Origin of the sequence: Polynucleobacter asymbioticus QLW-P1DMWA-1, from assembly GCF_000016345.1 — a bacterium.
Taxonomy (GTDB): Bacteria; Pseudomonadota; Gammaproteobacteria; order Burkholderiales; family Burkholderiaceae; genus Polynucleobacter; species Polynucleobacter asymbioticus.
In genome coordinates this window covers 2,024,215-2,045,334 of record NC_009379.1, presented here as the reverse complement: position 1 = coordinate 2,045,334, position 21,120 = coordinate 2,024,215, and the positions used below count along the sequence as shown (strand labels likewise).

General features: G+C 44.7%; 26 protein-coding genes. 18 read left to right on the top strand and 8 right to left on the bottom strand.

Going from position 1 to position 21,120, the window contains the following annotated elements; all coding sequences use genetic code 11:
* Positions 1-9: 9 nt before the first annotated feature.
* Positions 10-627, top strand: a complete 618-nt coding sequence (locus PNUC_RS10235; RefSeq protein WP_143070088.1) for an SPOR domain-containing protein — start codon at positions 10-12, stop codon at positions 625-627.
* Positions 628-640: 13 nt separating this feature from the next.
* Positions 641-1,288 (top strand): thiol:disulfide interchange protein DsbA/DsbL, encoded by a 648-nt coding sequence (locus tag PNUC_RS10230; RefSeq protein ID WP_011903810.1) that lies wholly within the window; start codon positions 641-643, stop codon positions 1,286-1,288.
* Positions 1,289-1,311: 23 nt separating this feature from the next.
* Here the strand turns inward: PNUC_RS10230 and PNUC_RS10225 are convergent, their stop codons facing one another.
* From PNUC_RS10225 to PNUC_RS10205, 5 genes are read right to left on the bottom strand one after another with little or no spacing between them, the layout of a single operon-like run.
* A complete protein-coding gene (locus PNUC_RS10225; protein WP_011903809.1) occupies positions 1,312-2,088 on the bottom strand; it encodes an SDR family NAD(P)-dependent oxidoreductase in 777 nt (258 codons plus the stop codon).
* Positions 2,085-3,380, bottom strand: a complete 1,296-nt coding sequence (locus PNUC_RS10220; protein WP_011903808.1) for an SAM-dependent methyltransferase — start codon at positions 3,378-3,380, stop codon at positions 2,085-2,087. Before PNUC_RS10220 ends, PNUC_RS10225 begins: the two co-directional genes overlap by 4 nt.
* Positions 3,377-4,162 (bottom strand): DUF1365 domain-containing protein, encoded by a 786-nt coding sequence (locus PNUC_RS10215; RefSeq protein WP_011903807.1) that lies wholly within the window; start codon positions 4,160-4,162, stop codon positions 3,377-3,379. The genes PNUC_RS10220 and PNUC_RS10215 overlap by 4 nt, the downstream gene beginning before the upstream one ends.
* The gene (locus tag PNUC_RS10210) at positions 4,163-5,551 is read right to left on the bottom strand and encodes an NAD(P)/FAD-dependent oxidoreductase (RefSeq protein ID WP_011903806.1); all 1,389 of its coding nucleotides are present in this window, start codon (positions 5,549-5,551) and stop codon (positions 4,163-4,165) included. It lies immediately after the preceding gene.
* Entirely contained in the window at positions 5,548-6,129 is a 582-nt protein-coding gene (locus PNUC_RS10205) for a glutathione peroxidase (protein ID WP_011903805.1), read from the bottom strand. Before PNUC_RS10205 ends, PNUC_RS10210 begins: the two co-directional genes overlap by 4 nt.
* A gap of 91 nt (positions 6,130-6,220) precedes the next feature.
* Here PNUC_RS10205 and rfaE2 point away from each other — a divergent pair, with 91 nt between their 5' ends.
* Entirely contained in the window at positions 6,221-6,709 is a 489-nt protein-coding gene (rfaE2, locus tag PNUC_RS10200) for a D-glycero-beta-D-manno-heptose 1-phosphate adenylyltransferase (RefSeq protein WP_011903804.1), read from the top strand.
* Between the two features lie 8 nt (positions 6,710-6,717).
* Here the strand turns inward: rfaE2 and PNUC_RS10195 are convergent, their stop codons facing one another.
* Positions 6,718-7,530, bottom strand: coding sequence for a type III pantothenate kinase (locus tag PNUC_RS10195; RefSeq protein WP_011903803.1), 813 nt, complete (start codon positions 7,528-7,530; stop codon positions 6,718-6,720).
* Entirely contained in the window at positions 7,527-8,315 is a 789-nt protein-coding gene (locus tag PNUC_RS10190) for a biotin--[acetyl-CoA-carboxylase] ligase (RefSeq protein WP_011903802.1), read from the bottom strand. The genes PNUC_RS10195 and PNUC_RS10190 overlap by 4 nt, the downstream gene beginning before the upstream one ends.
* 37 nt (positions 8,316-8,352) lie before the next feature.
* Between PNUC_RS10190 and PNUC_RS10185 the strand changes: the two genes are divergently transcribed.
* Genes PNUC_RS10185 through PNUC_RS10155 form a run of 7 tightly spaced genes read left to right on the top strand, consistent with a single transcriptional unit; the run spans position 8,353 to position 13,038 of the window.
* On the top strand, positions 8,353-9,447 hold the full coding sequence (locus PNUC_RS10185; protein ID WP_011903801.1) for a VanZ family protein: 1,095 nt from the start codon (positions 8,353-8,355) through the stop codon (positions 9,445-9,447).
* Positions 9,448-9,463: 16 nt separating this feature from the next.
* On the top strand, positions 9,464-9,772 hold the full coding sequence (locus PNUC_RS10180) for a (2Fe-2S) ferredoxin domain-containing protein (protein ID WP_011903800.1): 309 nt from the start codon (positions 9,464-9,466) through the stop codon (positions 9,770-9,772).
* 30 nt (positions 9,773-9,802) lie between these two features.
* A complete protein-coding gene (locus PNUC_RS10175; RefSeq protein WP_011903799.1) occupies positions 9,803-10,519 on the top strand; it encodes an alpha/beta hydrolase in 717 nt (238 codons plus the stop codon).
* A 17-nt stretch (positions 10,520-10,536) separates the two neighbouring features.
* A complete protein-coding gene (locus tag PNUC_RS10170; RefSeq protein ID WP_011903798.1) occupies positions 10,537-10,803 on the top strand; it encodes a YbeD family protein in 267 nt (88 codons plus the stop codon).
* A gap of 9 nt (positions 10,804-10,812) precedes the next feature.
* Positions 10,813-11,457: a lipoyl(octanoyl) transferase LipB gene (gene lipB / locus PNUC_RS10165; RefSeq protein ID WP_011903797.1), complete on the top strand. Its 645-nt coding sequence runs from the start codon at positions 10,813-10,815 to the stop codon at positions 11,455-11,457.
* Positions 11,454-12,464: a lipoyl synthase gene (gene lipA / locus PNUC_RS10160; RefSeq protein WP_011903796.1), complete on the top strand. Its 1,011-nt coding sequence runs from the start codon at positions 11,454-11,456 to the stop codon at positions 12,462-12,464. The genes lipB and lipA overlap by 4 nt, the downstream gene beginning before the upstream one ends.
* Positions 12,457-13,038 carry a hypothetical protein gene (locus PNUC_RS10155; protein WP_011903795.1) on the top strand — a complete coding sequence of 194 codons (582 nt, stop codon included), beginning with the start codon at positions 12,457-12,459 and terminating at the stop codon, positions 13,036-13,038. The genes lipA and PNUC_RS10155 overlap by 8 nt, the downstream gene beginning before the upstream one ends.
* A gap of 24 nt (positions 13,039-13,062) precedes the next feature.
* Here the strand turns inward: PNUC_RS10155 and PNUC_RS10150 are convergent, their stop codons facing one another.
* Positions 13,063-13,320: an accessory factor UbiK family protein gene (locus PNUC_RS10150; protein ID WP_011903794.1), complete on the bottom strand. Its 258-nt coding sequence runs from the start codon at positions 13,318-13,320 to the stop codon at positions 13,063-13,065.
* A 263-nt stretch (positions 13,321-13,583) separates the two neighbouring features.
* On the opposite strand from PNUC_RS10150, the gene PNUC_RS10145 reads away from it, so the two are divergent.
* The 8 genes from PNUC_RS10145 (at position 13,584) to ptsP (ending at position 21,119) form a co-directional block, all read left to right on the top strand.
* Complete coding sequence (locus tag PNUC_RS10145; protein WP_011903793.1) at positions 13,584-14,420, top strand: TorF family putative porin; 837 nt, start codon at positions 13,584-13,586, stop codon at positions 14,418-14,420.
* Between the two features lie 24 nt (positions 14,421-14,444).
* Positions 14,445-14,783, top strand: a complete 339-nt coding sequence (locus tag PNUC_RS10140) for a P-II family nitrogen regulator (RefSeq protein ID WP_011903792.1) — start codon at positions 14,445-14,447, stop codon at positions 14,781-14,783.
* Positions 14,784-14,796: 13 nt separating this feature from the next.
* Positions 14,797-16,281, top strand: a complete 1,485-nt coding sequence (locus PNUC_RS10135) for an ammonium transporter (RefSeq protein WP_011903791.1) — start codon at positions 14,797-14,799, stop codon at positions 16,279-16,281.
* Between the two features lie 105 nt (positions 16,282-16,386).
* Positions 16,387-17,685: a glutamate--cysteine ligase gene (gshA, locus tag PNUC_RS10130; RefSeq protein WP_011903790.1), complete on the top strand. Its 1,299-nt coding sequence runs from the start codon at positions 16,387-16,389 to the stop codon at positions 17,683-17,685.
* Between the two features lie 28 nt (positions 17,686-17,713).
* On the top strand, positions 17,714-18,655 hold the full coding sequence (gene gshB, locus PNUC_RS10125) for a glutathione synthase (protein WP_011903789.1): 942 nt from the start codon (positions 17,714-17,716) through the stop codon (positions 18,653-18,655).
* A gap of 1 nt (position 18,656) precedes the next feature.
* Positions 18,657-19,079 (top strand): PTS sugar transporter subunit IIA, encoded by a 423-nt coding sequence (locus PNUC_RS10120; RefSeq protein ID WP_011903788.1) that lies wholly within the window; start codon positions 18,657-18,659, stop codon positions 19,077-19,079.
* 16 nt (positions 19,080-19,095) lie between these two features.
* Entirely contained in the window at positions 19,096-19,365 is a 270-nt protein-coding gene (locus tag PNUC_RS10115; RefSeq protein ID WP_011903787.1) for an HPr family phosphocarrier protein, read from the top strand.
* Positions 19,366-19,367: 2 nt separating this feature from the next.
* Positions 19,368-21,119, top strand: a complete 1,752-nt coding sequence (gene ptsP, locus PNUC_RS10110) for a phosphoenolpyruvate--protein phosphotransferase (RefSeq protein WP_011903786.1) — start codon at positions 19,368-19,370, stop codon at positions 21,117-21,119.
* The last annotated feature ends 1 nt before the right edge of the window (position 21,120 follow it).

Below are 21,120 nucleotides of genomic sequence, written 5' to 3'. Positions count from 1 at the left end.
GATGAGGACATGATGAATAAACCGAATCAACAAACTGGCTTCATGAAGCAGGAACAAGACAAGATCCCTAGCGATGCACAATATGGCGGCACTATTTTGGGCTTTATCTTTGGCCTAGCAGTAGGTCTTGGCATTGCTTTCGTTATTGCGTTTTATCTTTCTAAAAATACACCTCAAGAGCGGCCTGGAGTGCGTGCACCGAATCTACCCCTCACCATTAAGCCTTCAGCCGCTCCCACTGAAGGAGAGCCTGCTGCACCAGTAGAACCATTGGACCTAAATAAACCTTTGCAAGGTAAAGCACCTGCCCCAGCTTCGTCGGATCCTATCGGCGATTTAGTAAATGGTAAAAAATCGGCTGATACTGCTGCTACCCCTACACCAAAGACGGAAGCTATTTACTTCTTGCAAGTAGGCGCATTTGCCAAGCGCGCTGATGCGGATGCACAAAAAGCGACGTTGGCAATTCAAGGAATTCAAACGCAATTGAGTGAACTGACCAGCGATGGCAACACTCTTTGGCGCGTACGTACAGGCCCATACAACAGTGTGGATGAGAGTAATGCTGTGCGCGATAAATTAAGTGGTATGGGTATTAAGCCAACCTTGATTAAAACTAGTAAATAAAAAATAATCCATCATGATCTCACTAAGCAAAAGAATTTTTGTTTTCACAACCTTTCTATTTTTAAGTGGCCTTGCAAACGCGCAAGGTCAAAAAATGGAAGAGGGCTTTGACTACCGTATCTTGCAAGCGCCTCAACCAGTAGAGGTCAAAGGGAAGGTCGAAGTTATTGAATTTTTTTGGTATGGATGCCCACATTGTTATGACTTTGAGCCTGACCTGAGTGCTTGGGTGAAGCGTCAACCAAAAGATGTTGTATTCCGCAGAGTGCCAGTGGCATTTCGGGATGATTTTTTGCCGCACAGCCAGTTGTTTTATGCGCTTGAGGCAATGGGCAAAGGTGAGGCAATGAATGAAAAAGTCATGTATGCCATGCATAAAGAAAACAAGCGCTTAATGACTGAGACAGAAATTGCTGATTGGGTTGCCTCACAAGGTATTGATAAGAATACTTTTTTAGCAACCTATCGTTCTTTTGCTGTGGTGTCTAAGGCACGCGCAGCAAAACAATTAACAGAGGCTTATCGCATTGAAGGTGTTCCTACGATTGTGATGCAGGGAAAATATGTCACCTCTCCCTCTATCGCTGGCAGCAAAGCGAAGGCCATTGCCGTAATGGATTATTTGGAAGAAAAAATTCGTAAAGATAAGTACAAGCAGTAAATCTTTACTGAGGAATGCGCTGCTTAGATTTTGACAAAGCGGCGCACAATCCAAAAATACACTGGGTAAGGCAGGATTCTGAGAAACTTCAAGAATCTTGAAAATCGTTTAGGGAAGTGAATATCAAATTCACCTTCTTGTATCCCCTTCAGTATTTCATTTGCAGCTTCTTCGGCACTTATTAAGGCAGGCATTTCAAAGTCATTTTGAGCGGTTGCCTCGGTAGCCACAAATCCAGGAGAAATCATATGAACGCTTACGCCTTCTGGCAGTAAGTCGTAATACAAATTCTCACAGAAATTAATGATGGCGGCTTTACTTGGCCCATAGGCAAGGGCTTTAGGCAGTCCGCTATAGCCTGCAACACTGCCAACGATGGCGATATGCCCACTATGTGCTTTGAGCATTTCAGGAAGTACAAGAGATACTGCGCGCATCGGACCAAGTAAATTGGCATCAATCGTTTGCTCGGCTATCTGGAAATCAAATTGATCAGCACGCAGAGGAACATACATGCCCGATACAAATAGCAAAATATCAATTCCACCCCAGCCATTCAGAATGCAATCGTAAGCTGCTTTTAATTGATCTGTTTGGGTGACGTCTAAGGGAAAAACTAAAGCCTGATTTGTGGAGGCGGATTGAGCAATGACATTTAATCGTTCTACTCGTCTGCTCGAAAGAGCTACCTTTGCACCTGCTTGGATGAGGGCTTTAGCGCAAGCTTCACCAATACCGCTGGAGGCGCCAATAATCCAAACCCGTTTGCTGGCAAACTGATCAACTCCTTTTTGCCTCATGCTTTGATCGCATCCCTAGATGCTGTGTTGGTCTGATGGCTTAATGTGAACTGCACCACATCAATATTACGCTCTGCAAACCCTGCGGCGCAATACATGAGATAAAAATTCCAGAGTCGAATGAAGGCTTCGTCAAATCCTAGTTGACGAACTTCTTGAACTTTTGAATTAAAGCTATCTCGCCATAAGCAGAGGGTTTTGGCATAGTCCACCCCAAATGCAAATTCATTCTCAATCTGAAGCCCGGCCTTTGCGGCACTTGCTTTAAAGCTAGCGCGCGAGGGCAGCATGCCTCCTGGAAATACATATTGCTGAATAAAGTCAGTATTGTGTCTATAGCGCTCGAAGAGTTCTTCAGCAATCACAATGGTTTGTACGCATGCTTTGCCGCCAGTCTTCAGGCATTTGGCAATCGTCTGAAAATATTCAGGCCAATGTTTTTCACCAACGGCCTCAAACATTTCTACTGATGCAATTCCATCAAACCGCTCTTGGCAATCTCGATAATCCTGAAGACGTACTTCGAAGTGTTTGGCATTGGATGTTTGTGAAGACACATTGGCAAGTCTTTTTTCCGCATAAGCTTTTTGCTCGGTTGAAAGAGTAAGCCCAGTAATCGCAGTCTCGTTACGTAGGGCTTCTTCCATTACACCGCCCCAGCCACAACCAATCTCTAAAATATGGTCACCGGGATTGGTATCAAGAGAGGTAAGAATACGTTTAATTTTGGCGCGTTGAGCTTCAGCCAAAGTTTGCTTGTCCCCATCTGAGAACCATGCGCTGGAGTAGCTCATTGTTGGATCAAGCCACAGACTATAAAAGGCGTTACCTAAATCGTAATGTGCATGAATATTCTTACGGCTACCTGCCTTTGAGTTATCACGTAGGCAATGTTTAAGGCGATACAGAATCGATCCAAGCCAACTTCCGTAGATTGCTTTCTCCAGAATGGTGCGATTACGAATCGCTAATTCCAGAATCGCTTTTAGGTTAGAAGTATTCCATTCGCCGCGAATATAGCTTTCGGCAAAGCCAATATCTCCATGGGATAAGAGTTGCTTAAAGAATGACCAGTCCAACACTTGAATGTCGGCGTGTAAAGCATCTGCTGTATTGCCAAATTTATTTACCTCGCCATTCGGTAAAGTAATTGTTAAATGACCACTACGTAGTTGAGACAAGATACCTAAGACAGTTTGTGCGCTAATGGGTACTTGGTTCGTTGAATGTGTTGATTTCTTTGGCCCTGAAAAGTTGAGCCGCGAGAGTAAGGTGTGTCCGGGACGATTCATTTACTGACTTCTAATTCAGGTGGATTTGGCTTTGAATGAAAGGGTACACCTTTTAGCCATAATTTCAATGCCTGCCAATGAATGCGGAAAATTACTCCCCAACTCATCAGGGGGTAGCGCATGAAGGCAAGCAATAAAGCGGATTGGCTTAGTGGGCGACTGGTACCGCTAATACTGGTATGGATGAGTGGGAGTTGGTCTTCATGTAGTTCAATGCGGTAAACAGCATTGTTTTTACTGAGACTATCTTGGGGAAAGAGGAAGCGAAAACGATACTCCCCTTGAACCTCGCAAAACGGAGACACGTGAAATACTTTTTTACTAGTGAGTGTTTCTCCTGAGCGGAGGGGCTCATTAGAATCTTTATGTAATAGATAACAGTGACGTTCTCCAAAAGTATTGTTCACTTCTGCTAGCACCGCAATCACTTGCCCATCTGTTTGAGTGCATACCCAAAAACTCACAGGATTAAATACATACCCCAGAACTTTAGGAAAAGTATGAAGCCAAATTTCACCATCGTCATGATGAATGCCATTGTCTTTTAAGATTTTTTCAATCCATGCCAAGCTATCTGAACCACCCAGCCCATGGTCTTTATCAAAAAAAGAGAATAGACCGCTACGGTTGTCTTTGAGGCCGCGCTCACTTAGAATTTCTGGATGTATTTTGCGAGTACGCATTGGTATAGACAGTGTAAAAACACCATAACCAAATGCATTCGAGGCCGGTCTAAAGCGACGATGTTTCACTACTCCAAAGTTAATCTTTGGCTGATTCATTTATTGCGTATCTTGCTTGGGGATGGATTGAATTGGCAAACGCATGCTCTCAATCAAGGCTTCTGCTACCAGTTCTCCAGAGCGCAATCCATCCTCATGAAAGCCAAATCCAGTCCATGCACCACAGTACCAAATCGAAGAGACGCCTTGAATGAGCGGTAGCTCTTTCTGTGCCTGTATAGCATGCATATCAAATACCGGATGTGAATAGAAAATTTCTTTGTGAACCAAGTTCGGGTCGGGGTCGGTAGAGGGATTTAAGCTCACAATAATTGGTGTATTTTGAAGCTCTTTTGGAAGGGGCTGCAAGCGATTGATTAAATAGTTCACACTGACGTGCTGTTTTGATGATGGCGCAATTCCAGATTTGGCTGTGTAATTCCACGCAGCCCAACAGCGCTTATTTTCTGGAAGAAAGCGGTTATCGGTGTGAAGAATGGCGCGATTTTTTTGATATGGAATTGCTGACAAAATATTTTTTGCTTGAGCGCTCATTCCATGCACAAGGTCTAATGTTTGATCGCTATGACAAGCCATTACTACTTCATCAAATAGGCTTGATCCTGAAGTGCTCACAATTTCGACGGGAGCACTTCCATCCTGGGTAACATTGATACGCAGCGCTGCTTCGCGTCTAATAGTGATGCGATGGTTTTCTAAGGCTTTGACAAGGCGTTTGACGTATTCGCGTGAACCGCCTTGTATCGTCAGCCATTGGGGTCTATTTTGAATCTGCAATAAACCGTGATTGTGGCAAAACCGAATCATGGTTTGGATTGGGAACTCCAGCATCTGCTCGACTGAGCAAGACCAAATAGCGCCAATCATTGGTAAAAAATAGTTTTCTTTAAAGCTTTGGCTAAAGCGATTTCTTTTCAGGAATTGTGCAATCGTTTCATCTGGTTTTGCGTATTGATGCCCCGCGTCTATTTGTTCCTGTGCTAATTTGGTTGCCAAGCGATTAAAGCGCAAGATGTCGTAAGCCATTCTCCAGAACGATGGGGATAGGAGATTGGATCTTTGTCCAAAGAAGGAGTTTAGGTCGTTACCGGCCCATTCAATATTCCGATGCCCATGAGTTTTCTCTGAGGCATCAATAGATACCGAGAAGGACATTTCAGAGGGTGATACTGGGGCCTGAATTTCTTCAAAAAGACGCACCAAGCGCGGATAGGTCTTACGATTAAATACTAGGAAGCCCGTATCAACTCCATGAATTACTTCTTTGCCATCGATAGTGCAAGTCAGGTCTACGGTGTTGCTATGCCCACCTATGTGATCACCCGCTTCATAAAGCGTGATTTCAATACCCGGATGTTGACGTAATGCATAAGCACAGCCTAAGCCAGAGATACCTGCGCCAACAATGGCAATCCGCTTTTTGCTCATTGCGGTTTTTCTTCTAACAATTTTTCAATTTCATTGGTGACGTTGGGGCTAGTAGGTTTCGTCATACTATTAAATGAGTTGACCACTTCGCCATTTCGATTGATGAGGTATTTGTAAAAATTCCACTTTGGCGTAGTGCCCGTCTTAGCGATCAACATTTTAAAAAGTGGGTTTGGATTATTTCCTGATACTACGCTTTTAGCGAACATGGGAAATTTGACGTCATACGTGTTTTTACAAAAGTCAGCAATTTCTTTATTGCTTCCAGGTTCTTGTTGTCCAAAGTCGTTTGAGGGGAATCCTAAAACGACAAAGCCTCGATCTTTATATTTAGCGTAAATTTTCTCGAGACCTTCATATTGGCTCGTAAATCCACAAAAGCTGGCTGTATTAACGACCAAAATGACTTTCCCTTGATATTGGCAAAGATTCTGTGGCGCTTCATCTTGTAGGCGCAAAAAAGTATGAGATAGCAGCGGGCTACAGGCCGGCGCAGCTATAGCGCCCTCCATTGCCACGCCTAGAATAAGAAAGGAGCAGGCAAAGTAAGCCAATTTGGCGAGTATTTTGCGGATCATATTGCCTTTTTTTGTTCGAATATTGAGTACCCAAGTCTAAGACATTATCGGTAATATCGCTTGCACCACACAATGCCATTAATATTGCGTAATGAGCTCTTTACTCCCACCCTCTTTTGAAACAAAAGTGTGTTCCCAGGAGCAGCTTGTGGAACGCATTGCTAAGCTACCAAGACCCCTTGTGTTTACTAATGGGGTTTTCGATATCTTGCATCGAGGTCATGCCAGTTATTTGGCTCAAGCACGTGCACTTGGAGCAAGCTTGGTCGTCGGAGTGAATTCAGATACATCAGTCAAGATGTTGGGTAAAGGCGATGATAGGCCTATTAACTCAGAGGCGGATCGTCAAGCACTATTGGCAGCCTTGGAAAGCGTTGATATGGCTGTTTTATTTACAGAACAAACTCCAGTCAATCTCATCGAAAAAATACGCCCCGATATTTACGTTAAGGGCGGTGATTATGAAATTGACACATTGGCAGAAACCCATTTGGTGAAGACCTGGGGTGGTAAAGCGATTGCGATTCCATTTTTATATGAGCGATCTACAACTACTTTGCTCGGCAAGATTCGCTCTTGATATTTTCTTTAGGGATTATTCAGAAGCCACGCCCAGAGACCTCTTAGCACCAATCCTTCTGAGGGCTCAATCGTGAGCGACTTGAGTTTCCCCAAGCGGTTTATTTCGCTTGCAATCACTTTAGAGTTTCCACCATCAAGCCAAATTCTTTCGACTGGATGATTCAGATCTTTAGCAACATCAATTGCAAATTGAATGGCGCCAAGTTGAGCGGCATCACATCCACCAATAATGGCATCATTTGTGGAACGCCCAAAGCCTAGTGGTGCATCCCCACGAACCGCTAGCGGTAATTGCGCTGTATTGGCTTCCAAGCTTTTTTGCATGAGTCCTAAGCCTGGTAGGATCCAGCCGCCATAGTGCAGGCCATTCGAGCCCAGTAAATCAATCGTAGTAGCGGTGCCGGCATTGATGATGAGAGTATTGCTCTTTGAAAGTGCGCGCGCTCCAATGACAGCAGCTAAACGGTCAGCCCCCAATTTACTAGGGTCTTGATATAACGTGCGTATCCCTTCATAACTACTGTCTCCGCGTAATTGTTTCCACTCGATATCCCCCCATTGTGGAAAAAGGGATTTGAGATTATCAATGGCATCTGCCCCGGCTACACAGCTAAATCCAATAGCATCTGGTTTCGGTAATGTTTTAGCGATGTAATCTGCTAGCTCGGCTTTGTGTTCCGGAGATTGCAGGGATTTGCTGCTAATAGAGCCTGAGTAAGCCCATAACTTTTTTTGTTGATCAGATGGCTTTTGAGAAGATTCAACAGCCGCCCATTTCAGACGGGTATTGCCAACGTCAAATAATAGATAGAGACTCATGGTTTGGCTCGCAAAGATACATCACCGGCATAAACACAGATTGTTTCATGTTCATTCTCTAATAGGAGAGCGCCATTCGCATCAACACCTTTGGCAGTTCCAATAATGGAGTCTTTCCCTGCGCCGGAGATGCAAACCACTTGTCCTGCGTATGCATCCCATCTAGACCATTGCGAATGAAATGATCCAAAGCCAGATTGGGCAAATTGCTTGAAATACCCCTGAAGGGACTCTAACAACTTGATCCACACATATTCCATATCAGGGGGTGTGATCGAACTTGGAAGGAGTTGATCTAGCGAGCCAATCTTTTGCCCCAGCCCCACTTCAATCTCTTTTGCGTTGCGCAAATTAATGCCGATACCCACAATCATCCAAGTGGGGTCGCCGGATTTAGCCTGACCCCCTTCAATCAAAATCCCGCCCAATTTGGCGTTATTAAGCAATAAATCATTGGGCCACTTTAGTCTCAGGCCCGCATCAAAAAATGTGGCCTCCGAAAGATTACAGGCTTGAGCGAGCCCTGAAATCACTGCTAGCCCAACCAATAAACTCAATCCTGAAAGTTCAGCAGGGCTCTGATGGAAGGGGAAGGCCAAAGAAAAGCAGATGGTGTCCTCAGGATTAGCCAGCCAAGTTCTTCCAGCCCTACCTTTGCCCGCAGTCTGTTTGTAAGCGATGCGTGCCACGGGGTCTATAAGGCTGCCAGCTCGCCAACGCTCTAATAGATCGTCGTTGGTTGATCGAGTCTCAGCTACACGCTCAAGAATGCAATTCACAGTCATTTCGCCATTGTAGAAAGGTCTGACCTAGAATTGTGGAATGCAACACAAAGCTCAGCGCCCTCGCAAATTAGTATGGCCTATGCAGGCTATGCCTTTAGCCAGAGTAATTAGTCTTAGTTATGCCTTGCTGATCCTCTATATCAGCCTCAATCCATTTGATTTCGACTTTCAGAATGGAATCGAGGTATGGGCATGGCTTGCCGCCCCATTGCCTCGATTTATCACCCTGTTTGATGTAACGGTCAATATATTGGCCTATATCCCCTTCGGCTTCCTATTGGTTTTTGCTGCCTATCCTCGTTGGCGCAATTTTCGGGCACTTAGCATTGCGTTGGCATTAAGTGCTCTATTAGCATTGGGTGTTGAAACACTCCAGTCATGGGTGCCATCCCGCGTTCCTAGTTTGATGGACTGGTGGGCAAATGTATCTGGCGGTCTATTGGGTGGTTTATTGGCGATTCCCTTGGGCCCGCAATGGTTGTCCGGAACCGCCATTCGGAGACGCTTTGATCAATGGTTTGGTTTGAATTGGGTTGCCTGCGCCTTGTTTCTGCTGTTTCCATGGTCGCAGATTTACCCCCAGAGTTCATGGCTGGGTACTGGTGTTTGGGGCCATGTCATCTTTGGCTCCATAGACTGGGGAACGACTGTAATTAACCAGGTAGCACAAGAAACCTTAATCACTGGCCTATGCTGGCTTGGGGCTGGCCTGTTACTTTCTTTAGGCATGCGTGCCAAGGCACCTCAATGGCAGATTTTGAATGGTTTACTTTACCTTACGGTGCTGCTCAAGACTTTATTTACCGCACTGCAGTTTGGAGTCGAATTCAGTTTTATTTGGTTAACGGCCGGTGCATTCTGGGGAATGCTTTTTGGAACGATTGCATTACGCTGGTCTTTACGTCTTAGCCAAAGAGCTAAGGCCGGCTTAGCTTTGCTATGCCTCATTATCGCTACGGTAGCAATTCATATCTTGCCTGATAATCCTTATTTCATTCTGACTCTGAGACACTGGCAACAAGGACGCTTATTGCATTTTAATGAGCTAATGCAGTGGGTTTCAGTCATTTGGCTGCCTTTAGCTTTTATTTGGATGATGCGCAATTCAGCGGATCTTCGGGTAAAACATTGATGAATATAATTTTTATATGAGCTTTTCACACCACCTATTTTTTTGCTTAAATCAACGAAGCAATGGCGAAGATTGTTGCGATCGACATAATGCATTTGCATTATTTGAATACGCTAAGAACAGAGTCAAAGAATTGGGACTTTCTGGTCCTGGCAAGATTCGCGTTAACAAAGCAGGTTGCCTTGATCGCTGTGCAGATGGTCCGGTGATGGTGGTTTATCCGCAGGGGGTTTGGTATACCTTGGTTGATCAAGATGACGTAGAAGAAATTATTCAATCGCATTTAATCAATGGTCGCCCGGTAGAGCGGCTACAGTTAACGTAGATATTCTTAGTTATTGTTGAAAGTATTCACATGAATAGCCGTACCAAAGTCATTCAGATTGATGGAGTTATTGGGTTAATGGAAATGTCCATTGATCTTCCAGATGAGCTCAAAGCCAACCCTGAGTTTGCTGTGCGTGGCTTAGCACTTGTAGCTCATCCACATCCGCTGATGGGTGGAACAATGGATAACAAAGTAGCACAGACAATGGCGCGTGCATTTAACCAATTGGGCTATGTTAGTGTGCGGCCTAACTTTCGTGGAGTGGGCGGTACTGCTGGTGTTCATGACAATGGTGTTGGCGAATTAGAGGATTTATTGCATGTCACTGATTGGATGCGTACTCCCTCTAGTTGGGCGCAATTCGAGGCCACTGCTAATCAGTCTTGGGTGGCTAATGCGAATACTTTGCCTCTAGTTGTTTCTGGTTTTTCCTTTGGAAGCTTCGTGGGAAGTCACTTAGTACAAAGACTTGCTGAGCTAGGGCGACCAGCAGAACGCTTGGTTATGATTGGTAGCGCAGCAGGTAAGTGGACGCTCGCTTCAGTTCCCGCAGATACCCTAGCAATTCATGGTGAGCTGGATGAAACGATCCCATTGACTGATGTTTTGGATTGGGCGCGACCACAAGAGCTGACTGTCCAAGTTGTACCAGGCGCTGATCATTTTTTCCATCGTCGCTTGCACTGTATTCGCAACATTATTACAAGCGCCTGGTTAGGTATGCCAGATCATCGAAAGAATTAAGAAGGCCCTGAAAAATTATGACCGAAGAAAAATCCCTGATTGAATACCCATCACTTTTTCCAATTAAAGTAATGGGCAAATCAAACCCAGAGTACTTGCCAGCAATTATTCACATTGCTAAACAGTTTGATCCTACATTTGATGAGAGCAAGGTTGAGCAAAGACCATCAAAAGATGGAAACTATTTGGGAATTACTTTGCCAATTACCGCTACTAGCCGTGAACAGTTAGACGAGTTGTATCGCACGCTCTCAACACATCCACTTGTGAGCGTCGTTCTTTAACTTTAGTTGATGACTGTATTGGTTAAACATCTAGGAGTAGTAGATTACGTATCAACGTATGAAGTGATGCGCGCATTCACAAAAGAGCGCAATAGCACTACACCAGATGAAATTTGGATTTTGGAGCATCCACCAGTATTTACATTGGGCCTTGCTGGTGATGCCGGTAATTTACATTCACCAAGCAATCAAATTCCGTTAGTGCAGGTGGATCGTGGTGGTGAGATTACCTATCATGGGCCAGGCCAAATCGTGGTCTATCTCTTGCTTGATTTGAAGCGGCTGGGGATTTTTGTAAAAGAGCTGGTCTCGCGCATAGAGCAAGCCCTAATTAATACTTTGGCTGATTTTGGTTTGGTGGCCGAAAGACGTTCTGGGGCGCCCGGCATCTATGTGTCTCTACAACCTGGTATATCACCCGAATGGATAGGGGCTAAAGTTGCCGCTTTGGGCCTTAAAGTCTCCAAAAGCTGCTCTTATCATGGCCTAGCCTTGAATGTAGCCACTGATTTAGAGGCTTTTGGGCGCATCCACCCTTGCGGGTATGAGGGCTTAAAGACGGTCGATATGCAAACTCTCGGGATCAAGGACAATATAGACACTATTAGCCAAAGGCTTTTGGAGCACCTACAAAAGCAACTCATGCCAACATGACTATCAATAAAACAGACCCCAACAATACTGCGCAAGAGCGTCAAGACATGCAATATGACGCCACTCGCAAACAAAAGTCGAGCGAGAAGACCGCGCGTATTCCAATCAAAATTGTTCCCCTGTCAGAGGTATTAAAAAAACCAGATTGGATTCGAGTTAAAGCGGCATCAGGTAATTCTCGTTTTGCTGAGATTAAAAAGATTTTGCGTGAAAACGAATTGGTAACAGTTTGTGAAGAAGCGAGCTGCCCAAATATTGGTGAATGCTTTGGTAAGGGCACTGCAACCTTCATGATCATGGGTGATAAGTGCACACGTCGTTGCCCATTTTGTGATGTAGGGCATGGCCGACCTGATCCGCTCGATACAAAAGAGCCCGCTAACTTAGCGCGGACTATTGCAGCGCTCAAATTAAATTATGTGGTGATCACCAGCGTTGATCGTGATGACTTGCGCGATGGTGGCGCAATGCATTATGTGGATTGCATCTCGCAATCACGTGGTCTCTCGCCTAGTACTCGGATAGAAGTTTTAGTGCCTGATTTTCGTGGTCGCTTAGATAAAGCTTTAGATATCTTTTCACAGCACGCACCAAAAGGTTTGCCAGATGTGATGAATCACAATTTGGAAACAGTTCCCCGTTTATATAAACAGGCGAGACCAGGGGCGGACTACCTACATTCTTTAAAGTTATTGAAGGATTTCAAAGAGCGCTTCCCTAATATTCCTACTAAGAGTGGATTGATGGTTGGGCTGGGCGAGACGGATGAAGAAATCCTCGAAGTAATGAAAGACATGCGTGACCACAATATCGACATGCTCACGATTGGTCAGTACCTTGCGCCTTCAGGACACCATTTACCGGTTCAGCGTTATGTGCATCCCGATGTATTTAAGATGTTTGAAGAGAAGGCATATGCCATGGGCTTCTCACATGCGGCAGTAGGTGCCATGGTGCGCTCTAGTTACCATGCCGATCAGCAAGCGCACGGAGCAGGTATTGTTTAAAAATGTTTTAAGAATTGGTTGTTTTGCGACACTTGTTTTTTTACTAGCCTGTAGTCCAAAACTTAACTGGCGCAATGTCCAAGCTCCAGACCAACACTACACCGCGCTCTTTCCTGGTAAACCAGAAAAGATGGAGCGTCAACTTCCTTATCAAAATCAAGAGCTCAAGCAATCGCTTGAGGCTATCAAAATTGATGATGATATTTATTCAATTAGCACCATCAAGCTGCCCGCAAATACAGCCTGGGAAGCCTCAAAAATAGTCTTCCAGTTGCAGAGCAATTTGCTTGATAGAGCAAAGGCCTCAGGGGGTATTGCTAATGTTGAAGAGACCACATATCAAACAGTTGATCATCAGAAATTCGCTAGTAAAGATTATTTCATTACATTTAAAGCGAATGAAAAAATCCAGCAAATGATGCGAGTTCGTTGGATTACTCGATTTTCTGGAAATGGTGATGTATGGATTTATCAGATATCAGTGCTGCATACCAATCCAAATTCGGACGATTCAAAAATACTTTTATCTAAAGAAGAATACGAAACTTTCTTTAATGAGTTTTATCCAGATTAAAGTCGAAGACTTCAAGGCGAAGTATTACTGACTTTTTTCTAGGGCCGCCACTTTGGCTTCAAGCGCCTCTAACTTTTCTCTTGTCTTGGCTAGCACTTTAGTTTGCAGTTCAAATTCTTCGCGGGTAACCAAGTCTAGCTTCTGAAAACCTTGGTTCATCATGGCCTTCACATTCTTTTCAATTTCTTGAGCTGGCGAATTTCGGATTGCGTCGCCCACTTTATTTTGCATATCGCTGGCAATGCGTTGGATTTGCTCGAGGATTTCACCTGGTTTTTGCATGATGGGGTTTTCTATTCCTTAGAGAGTTGTATAAAACACACACATTCATATTTTAAGTTGAGACCCAAAAAGTCTGTAAAAAGCCTAGAAATGGCTAAAAAGACCTTAAATTCCCTGATATGGTGCAATATAAAGCACTATAGAGGTGCATAAGCATTATTAAGGGGAATTGGCCGAAATCCTCATTTAGCGCTCCCTTCATGATCACCCCATGCAATTAAGCATTTAACCCATTTTTTATTACAACCAGTAAGGAGTAGTTCATGAAAACTTTACACAAGAAGGCAATGTCAGTAGCTGCAGTCGCATTGTTAAGTGGCTTGGCGTGTTCTTCAGTATTTGCAGAAGAAGCCGCAGCTGCAGCAGAAGCACCAGAAGTTAGCCCCATCACTGCTAACGTAACCGTAACTAATAACTATATCTATCGTGGTCTAACACAATCAGACTACAAGCCAGCCATTCAAGGTGGTTTTGACTACGCTCATGAAAGCGGTCTTTATATTGGTAACTGGAACTCCTCTATTAGCTGGGTTTCTGATCAAGGTCTTGCGAAGAGTGCACCTATTGAGATGGACTTCTACGGTGGTTTCAAAAAGGAGTTGATCGCAGAAGGTTTTGCTTCTGACTTCGGTGTTTTGCAATACTACTATCCAACTTCACAAATTACTGGGACCAACCCAAATACAACTGAGTTGTACATCGCACAAAACGCTACATTTGGCCCAGTAACTGGTTTTATTAAGTTCTCCTATGCCTTGAGCAATACTTTTGCTGCTCCATCTAGTACTGGTTCTAACTACTCTGACATAACAGCCAATTACGATACAGGCTTTTGGGGTATCACTTTAAATGGCCACTTTGGATATCAAAAGATTGCAGGTCAATATATACAAGCCGGACAAGCTTCAGCTAGTTACGCCGACTGGAAATTGGGTTTAACTAAAGACTTTGGCGGAGGTTTATCTGCCTCTGCGGCTTATGTTGGCACAAACGTTAAACAAGGAAGTGGAAATTATTCTGGTGTGTATGCTTATGCAACACCAACCGGCAGAAATATGGGCGGCCAAACAGGTCTAGTTTCTTTGACCAAAACTTTTTAATTATTTCCCTGAACGGAGAAACATATGAAATTAATTACCGCAATCATCAAGCCCTTCAAGCTTGACGAAGTGCGCGAGGCTCTCTCGGAAGTGGGAGTTTCGGGCATTACCGTCACTGAAGTTAAAGGCTTTGGTCGTCAAAAAGGTCACACCGAGTTGTATCGCGGTGCTGAGTATGTTGTTGATTTTTTACCTAAGGTAAAAATTGAAGCTGCTGTTGAAGATGGCATCTTGGAGCGTGCGATTGAAGCAATTGAAAAATCTGCACGTACTGGCAAGATTGGTGATGGCAAGATTTTTGTCTCCCCAGTTGAGCACGTCATTCGTATTCGTACCGGTGAAACCGGCGCGTCAGCACTTTAAAGAGAGGTTCAAAATGTTAACTTGGATGAAACGACTTGTTGCTGGTGGTGCGATGGCCTTGGCTATTGGCGCTACTGGTGTAATAGTGACTTCACCAGCGCATGCTGATGAAGTTAAAAAACCAGCAGTTACTGCTCCTGCCGCAACTCCAGCAGCCGCAGAACCTGCACCCGTTCTTTGCTCTGAAAAGTGCAATAAAGGTGATACTGCCTGGATGATGGTTTGTACAGCGTTAGTGTTGTTGATGACGCTTCCTGGCTTGGCTTTGTTCTACGGCGGCTTAACACGTAGCAAGAATATCTTGTCTATCTGTATGCAATGTTTCATGGTCTTTTCTATGATCACAGTGTTATGGGCTATCTATGGCTATAGCTTTGCGTTCACGGAAGGCGGAGCATTCGTTGGTGGATTAGATCGTCTGTTCTTGGGTGGTATGAATCCAGATTCAGTAGCAGCAACCTTTAGTAAAGGTGTTGTGATTCCTGAATACGTATTCATGGCTTTCCAAGCAGTGTTCGCAACCATCACTTGCTGTTTGATCATTGGTTCTTTTGCTGAGCGCGCTAAGTTCTCTGCAATCTTAGTATTCATGATCATTTGGTTCACATTTAGCTACTTGCCAATCGCTCACATGGTTTGGTTCTGGCCTGGTCCTGATGACATCAAAGATGCTGCATCACTCGAAGCAATTACTGCTCGTGCTGGTTGGTTGTGGCAAAAAGGTGTTCTCGACTTTGCTGGTGGTACTGTTGTGCATATCAATGCTGCGGTCGCTGGTTTGGTTGGCTCCTTTGTTATCGGCAAGCGTTTGGGCTACGGTAAAGAAGCAATGAAGCCACACAACTTAGTTTATGTAATGACTGGCGCTGCTCTCTTGTGGTTCGGCTGGTTTGGTTTCAATGCTGGTTCAGCACTCGAAGCAAACGGTAGCGCTGCATTGGCTTTCGTAAATACTTATTTAGCAACTGCTGCTGCTGTATTGGGCTGGTCTGTAGCTGAGTGGGTTCTCAAAGGCAAGCCTTCGATGTTGGGCGCTGCTTCTGGTTGCGTAGCTGGTTTGGTTGCTATTACTCCTGCAGCTGGTTTTGCTGGCCCAATGGGCTCAATCATTATTGGTTTAATCGCTGGTGTAGTTTGCCTCTGGGGTGTTACTGGTCTCAAGAAGATTTTGGGTTCAGACGATACTTTGGACGTATTCGGTGTTCACGGCGTAGGCGGTATTACTGGTGCATTGTTGACTGGTGTATTTGCTGATCCAGCATTGGGTGGCTCTGGCATTTGGGATTACGTAGCAAATGCAGTTGCTCCTGACTACTCTATTGCTAGCCAATTGTGGATTCAGGCGCAAGGCGTGATTACCACTGTTATTTGGTCAGGCGTAGTTTCTTTCGTAGCCTTCAAATTGATCGATATCGTGATCGGTTTGCGTGTAAAGGAAGAAGAAGAGCGCGAAGGCTTGGATATCAGCTCACATGGTGAGTCTGCTTACGAGTCTTAATCTGTAGATTTACCCCTCACTGGGCGGCTTTGGTTAGCTGCCTAGTTTTAAGCGCGGGATCCTAGGATCCCGCGTCTTTCTTTTAAAAAATCTTACAATGGTGGAATGGTTCCACATCTAATTACTGCCCTAAGTGGCCCTTTGCTCGAATTAGAGTCAAAGGTTCTTGAAGCAACCCCGACGATTGAGCGCTGGTTTAGGCTTGAATGGCAAGAACATACTCCGCCTTTCTATTGTTCGGTCGATCTCCGGAACTCTGGCTTTAAGCTAGCTCCTGTAGATACCAACCTTTTTCCTGGCGGCTTTAATAATTTATCGCCCCAAATGTTGCCTCTGGCGGTTCAAGCTGCAATGGCAGCGATTGAGAAGATCTGCCCAGAAGCCAAAAATTTACTGTTGATACCAGAGCGCCATACTCGCAATACTTTTTATTTGCAAAATATTGCTCGCTTATCTTCTATCCTGCGCCAAGCCGGACTCAATGTTCGACTAGGAACCTTTTCAGAAGAAATTAAAAAACCTACTTGGATTGAGTTGCCTGATGGCAACCGTTTGTTAATGGAGCCTTTGTCTCGCTTGGGTCTTAAGAACCAGCGCTTGGGCTTAAAAGATTTCGATCCTTGCTCTATTTTGCTCAACAATGATTTGTCTGCTGGGATTCCTCCTATCTTAGAAAACATTCATGAGCAGTACCTCTTGCCTGGGCTCCATGCCGGCTGGCATGTGCGTCGCAAGTCTAATCACTTTGCAGCTTATGAAGAGGTGGCAAAGAAGTTTGCTAAGGTGGTTGATATTGATCCATGGATGATTAATCCTTACTTTACAAGTTGCTCGAATATTAATTTCCATGAGCGCAAGGGTGAGGACGAGCTTCAAGCAGCTGTCGAGCAAGTGCTGAAAAAGACTGCAAAGAAATATCGAGAATATGGCATCAAAGACAAGCCGTATGTCGTAGTTAAAGCTGATGCAGGTACCTACGGTATGGGTGTGATGGTTGTTAACGACCCTGCACAACTCAAAGGCTTAAACCGCAAAGATCGTAACAAGATGAGCGTGGTTAAAGAAGGTCTTGAGGTAAGTGATGTATTGATTCAGGAGGGTGTATATACCTTTGAGAAGGTCAATGAAGCCGTTGCTGAGCCTGTGGTGTATATGATTGACCGCTATGTCATTGGCGGCTTCTACAGAGTGCATACAGACCGCGGTCCAGATGAAAATCTGAATGCCCCTGGTATGCATTTTGTTCCGCTCGCATTTGAACAGAACTCGATGCCCGACATGAGTGCTAAGCCAGGTAGTGCGGCGCCTAATCGCTTCTATTTGTATGGTGTTGTGGCCCGTTTAGCTTTATTGGCCTCATCCCTCGAGCTTGAGAGAACAGACCCCGATATGGAAGTTTCCTAAACAGCAGTTGTTACACCCGCTAAAGCCCATGAATCTTTTATTTATTGCCGATCCGCTTGAATCTTTCAAGATTAAAAAAGACTCCACTTTGGCAATGATGCGTGTTGCGCAAGAAGCGGGGCATCATCTGTGGTTTTGTGAAAGCCGCAATATTCTCTGGAAAGAAAATCTTGTAGTTGCCGATTGTCAATCATTGCTTATTAAACCGAGCTCTACTTCTTGGTTTGAGTTAGGAGCTTCAGAGGCGCGTGCATTAAATTCATTCTCTGCAATATTAATGAGAACAGACCCCCCTTTTGATATTGAGTATCTCAATACAACTTGGTTACTATCTGCCGCTGTAAGACAAGGCGCTAAAGTTTTCAATGAACCTGCGGCAGTTCGCGAGCATTCCGAAAAACTAGCTATTACAGAATTTCCTGATTTAATTCCACCAACATTAGTGACACGAGAGCTTGGTGCCGTTGAGGCGTTTCATAAAATTCATCAAGATATTGTGATTAAGCCCTTGGATGGCATGGGCGGCATGGGTGTTTTCCGAGTTGGTCCAGATGGGCTCAATTTAGCTAGCATTGTTGAAACACTTGGCGAGAATGGTGCTCGAACACTCATGATTCAGCGTTTCTTGCCAGAAATTGCACAAGGCGATAAACGGGTACTCCTGATTGGTGGAGAAGTGGTGCCATATGCATTGGCTCGCATTCCACAGGGCAGTGAAATTCGTGGCAACTTAGCCGCAGGTGGCAAAGGAGTTGCTATGCTGCTTACTGAAACAGAAAAACGTATTGCGGAAAAACTTGCTCCAATTCTTTATCAACGTGGTTTATTCTTGGTTGGACTAGATCTCATTGGTGGTTTCCTTACTGAAATTAATGTAACTAGCCCAACTTGTTTTGTTGAAATTACAGAACAAAGTAGCTTCGATGTCCCACAATTTTGGTTGAAAGCACTTGAGAAGGCAGTGTCATAACATGACTGGAATCGTAATCGTTGCACATACCCCCATTGCAAGTTCAATGTTGAATTTTGTAGAGCACACTTTTGGCTCTCTGCCGGAACGCGTTAGGGCGGTAGATATTCCGCCGCATGAAGATACTAAGGCAAGTTTCGATCGAGTGATGAAGGCAGCCTATGGCGTGAATAGCGGTAATGGCGTCCTTATTCTGACCGATGTAATGGGGGCAACCCCCGCAAATGTCGCGTCAAAGTTAGAGTCGCTTGGCCCCTTATCAGGATTAAATGCCCCAATTATTGTGCTCGCAGGACTAAATCTGCCAATGTTGATGCGCTGTATCTCGCATCGAGGTGAAGACTTAGAGGGGCTTGCGCAAAAGGCACTGGCTGGTGGCCAAAATGGAATATTGCGCCTTGGTACCAAGGTAAATCAAGATTAAAAGGAACGGTTAGAGAATGCCAGTTGCTGAAATTGAAATTATTAATAAATTAGGGCTTCATGCAAGAGCCTCGGCGAAGTTATCTCAACTGGCAGCCCAATTTCCTTGTGAAATATTGTTGTCACGTAATGGTCGTCAAATCAATGCCAAGAGCATTATGGGCGTCATGATGCTAGCCGCAGGTATTGGAAGCACGGTAACCCTTGAGACTGTCGGCGAGAAGGCAGATGAGGCGATGCAAGCTCTCACAGCATTAATTAATGACCGCTTCGGAGAGGGCGAATAAGAATGACTTTTGCGCTGCACGGAATTCCGGTATCGAAAGGCATTGCCATTGGCAAGGCTGTTTTGATATCGCGTGCAGCTTTAGAAGTTAGTCATTACTTAGTTGAAGTTGGAAAAGAAGAATCCGAAGTACAAAAATTATTGGATGCATTTGATCAAGTTCGTTTGGAACTAGAGCAGCTGCGCCAGGGATTACCTAAAGATGCCCCACAAGAGATGGCGGCTTTTTTAGATGTTCACGGTATGATTTTGGCTGACCCGGCCTTAGCCGAAAAGCCCATGAAGCTCATTCGTACACAACGTATGAATGCCGCCTGGGCTCTAACAACTGAGCTCAATGACCTGCTTGAGCAGTTTGCAGAAATTGAAGATCCCTATTTAAAAGAGCGAGCTAACGATATTCGTCAGGTGGCTGAGAGAGTCATTAAAGCGCTCAATGCCCAGAAAAAAGATTCTCTAGGTCACACGGATTCTTTCTCGCCAACAGATGTTGATGCTGATTCAATTATTGTGGCTCATGATATCGCGCCACACGACATGTTGCGCTTCAAAGAGCATGCATTTACCGGCTTTGTAACTGATCTAGGTGGCAAAACTTCGCATACTGCGATTGTTGCTAGAAGTATGGAGATTCCAGCGGTGGTTGGTGTTCGCCATGCGAGCGAAATGATTCGTCATGGCGATTGGTTAATCTTGGACGGTGAGCAAGGAGTTGTCGTGGTTGCTCCTGGTGAGCAGTTGCTTGCTGAGTATCGAAAGTTGCAAACACAGGGCTTAAAAGAGGTCCGCAAACTTCAGCAACTCAAGCATGCTCGTACCGAAACCTTGGATCGCGTAGATATTGAACTATTTGCGAATATTGAATTGCCTGAAGATGCAATTCAGGCACTTAAGCTTGGTGCTGTAGGGGTTGGGTTATTTCGCTCAGAATTTTTATTCATGGATCGTAATCAAGCTTTGCCTGATGAAGATCAACAATATCAAGAATATCGGCGTGTAGTCGATTTAATGCATGGGTTGCCAGTCAACATCCGAACTATTGATGTCGGCGCGGATAAGGCCTTAGGCGCAGGTGTCGATGTTTCTCAAACGGGGACATCGCCATTAGGCTTGCGTGCAATTCGTTGGTCGTTAACTGAACCAGAGATTTTCTTAACTCAGTTAAGAGCAATCTTGCGGGCCTCTGCGCATGGCCAAGCTCGCATCATGATTCCCATGTTGGCACATGCTAAAGAAATTGATGAAACGTTCCGCTTGATTGAAAAAGCGAAGCAGCAGTTACATCAACGTGGCCAAGCTTTTAATCCTAATATTCAAGTGGGCGCCATGATTGAGATTCCGGCTGCTGCTTTAGTTCTACCTTTGTTTATTAATCGTTTCGACTTTCTCTCGATTGGTACTAACGATTTAATTCAGTACACCCTGGCAATTGATCGGGCTGATCACGCAGTTGCGCACTTATATGATCCGCTTCATCCTGCGATTTTGAATCTATTAGCTAATATTATTGACCAGGCTAAACGAGCGAATATACCTATCGCTGTTTGTGGTGAGATGGCCGGTGATCCTGCTCTTACTAAATTGTTGCTTGCCTTGGGGTTAACTGATTTCTCAATGCACTTTAGTCAGCTACTGCTAGTGAAGCGGGAGATTTTGAAGGCAAATGTTGGGATGTTAAAAGCGCGCATACCAAGGGTCTTAAAGGCGTATGAGCCAGAGGCTCAAGCAAAAGCCTTGGAGCGTTTATTTTCTTAAA

Excerpts from the sequence above, each read along its gene's own strand:
- PNUC_RS10195 (WP_011903803.1), bottom strand. The coding sequence starts at position 7,530 with ATGAGTCTCTATCTATTATTTGACGTTGGCAATACCCGTCTGAAATGG.
- PNUC_RS10120 (WP_011903788.1), top strand. The coding sequence starts at position 18,657 with ATGACTGGAATCGTAATCGTTGCACATACCCCCATTGCAAGTTCAATG.
- PNUC_RS10150 (WP_011903794.1), bottom strand. The coding sequence starts at position 13,320 with ATGCAAAAACCAGGTGAAATCCTCGAGCAAATCCAACGCATTGCCAGC.
- PNUC_RS10220 (WP_011903808.1), bottom strand. The coding sequence starts at position 3,380 with ATGAATCGTCCCGGACACACCTTACTCTCGCGGCTCAACTTTTCAGGG.
- PNUC_RS10115 (WP_011903787.1), top strand. The coding sequence starts at position 19,096 with ATGCCAGTTGCTGAAATTGAAATTATTAATAAATTAGGGCTTCATGCA.
- PNUC_RS10180 (WP_011903800.1), top strand. The coding sequence starts at position 9,464 with ATGAGCTTTTCACACCACCTATTTTTTTGCTTAAATCAACGAAGCAAT.
- gshA (WP_011903790.1), top strand. The coding sequence starts at position 16,387 with ATGGTTCCACATCTAATTACTGCCCTAAGTGGCCCTTTGCTCGAATTA.
- PNUC_RS10205 (WP_011903805.1), bottom strand. The coding sequence starts at position 6,129 with ATGATCCGCAAAATACTCGCCAAATTGGCTTACTTTGCCTGCTCCTTT.
- PNUC_RS10170 (WP_011903798.1), top strand. The coding sequence starts at position 10,537 with ATGACCGAAGAAAAATCCCTGATTGAATACCCATCACTTTTTCCAATT.
- PNUC_RS10175 (WP_011903799.1), top strand. The coding sequence starts at position 9,803 with ATGAATAGCCGTACCAAAGTCATTCAGATTGATGGAGTTATTGGGTTA.
- PNUC_RS10185 (WP_011903801.1), top strand. The coding sequence starts at position 8,353 with ATGCAACACAAAGCTCAGCGCCCTCGCAAATTAGTATGGCCTATGCAG.
- PNUC_RS10135 (WP_011903791.1), top strand. The coding sequence starts at position 14,797 with ATGTTAACTTGGATGAAACGACTTGTTGCTGGTGGTGCGATGGCCTTG.
- ptsP (WP_011903786.1), top strand. The coding sequence starts at position 19,368 with ATGACTTTTGCGCTGCACGGAATTCCGGTATCGAAAGGCATTGCCATT.
- rfaE2 (WP_011903804.1), top strand. The coding sequence starts at position 6,221 with ATGAGCTCTTTACTCCCACCCTCTTTTGAAACAAAAGTGTGTTCCCAG.
- PNUC_RS10190 (WP_011903802.1), bottom strand. The coding sequence starts at position 8,315 with ATGACTGTGAATTGCATTCTTGAGCGTGTAGCTGAGACTCGATCAACC.
- gshB (WP_011903789.1), top strand. The coding sequence starts at position 17,714 with ATGAATCTTTTATTTATTGCCGATCCGCTTGAATCTTTCAAGATTAAA.
- lipB (WP_011903797.1), top strand. The coding sequence starts at position 10,813 with ATGACTGTATTGGTTAAACATCTAGGAGTAGTAGATTACGTATCAACG.
- PNUC_RS10140 (WP_011903792.1), top strand. The coding sequence starts at position 14,445 with ATGAAATTAATTACCGCAATCATCAAGCCCTTCAAGCTTGACGAAGTG.
- PNUC_RS10225 (WP_011903809.1), bottom strand. The coding sequence starts at position 2,088 with ATGAGGCAAAAAGGAGTTGATCAGTTTGCCAGCAAACGGGTTTGGATT.
- PNUC_RS10145 (WP_011903793.1), top strand. The coding sequence starts at position 13,584 with ATGAAAACTTTACACAAGAAGGCAATGTCAGTAGCTGCAGTCGCATTG.
- PNUC_RS10235 (WP_143070088.1), top strand. The coding sequence starts at position 10 with ATGATGAATAAACCGAATCAACAAACTGGCTTCATGAAGCAGGAACAA.
- PNUC_RS10230 (WP_011903810.1), top strand. The coding sequence starts at position 641 with ATGATCTCACTAAGCAAAAGAATTTTTGTTTTCACAACCTTTCTATTT.
- lipA (WP_011903796.1), top strand. The coding sequence starts at position 11,454 with ATGACTATCAATAAAACAGACCCCAACAATACTGCGCAAGAGCGTCAA.
- PNUC_RS10215 (WP_011903807.1), bottom strand. The coding sequence starts at position 4,162 with ATGAATCAGCCAAAGATTAACTTTGGAGTAGTGAAACATCGTCGCTTT.
- PNUC_RS10210 (WP_011903806.1), bottom strand. The coding sequence starts at position 5,551 with ATGAGCAAAAAGCGGATTGCCATTGTTGGCGCAGGTATCTCTGGCTTA.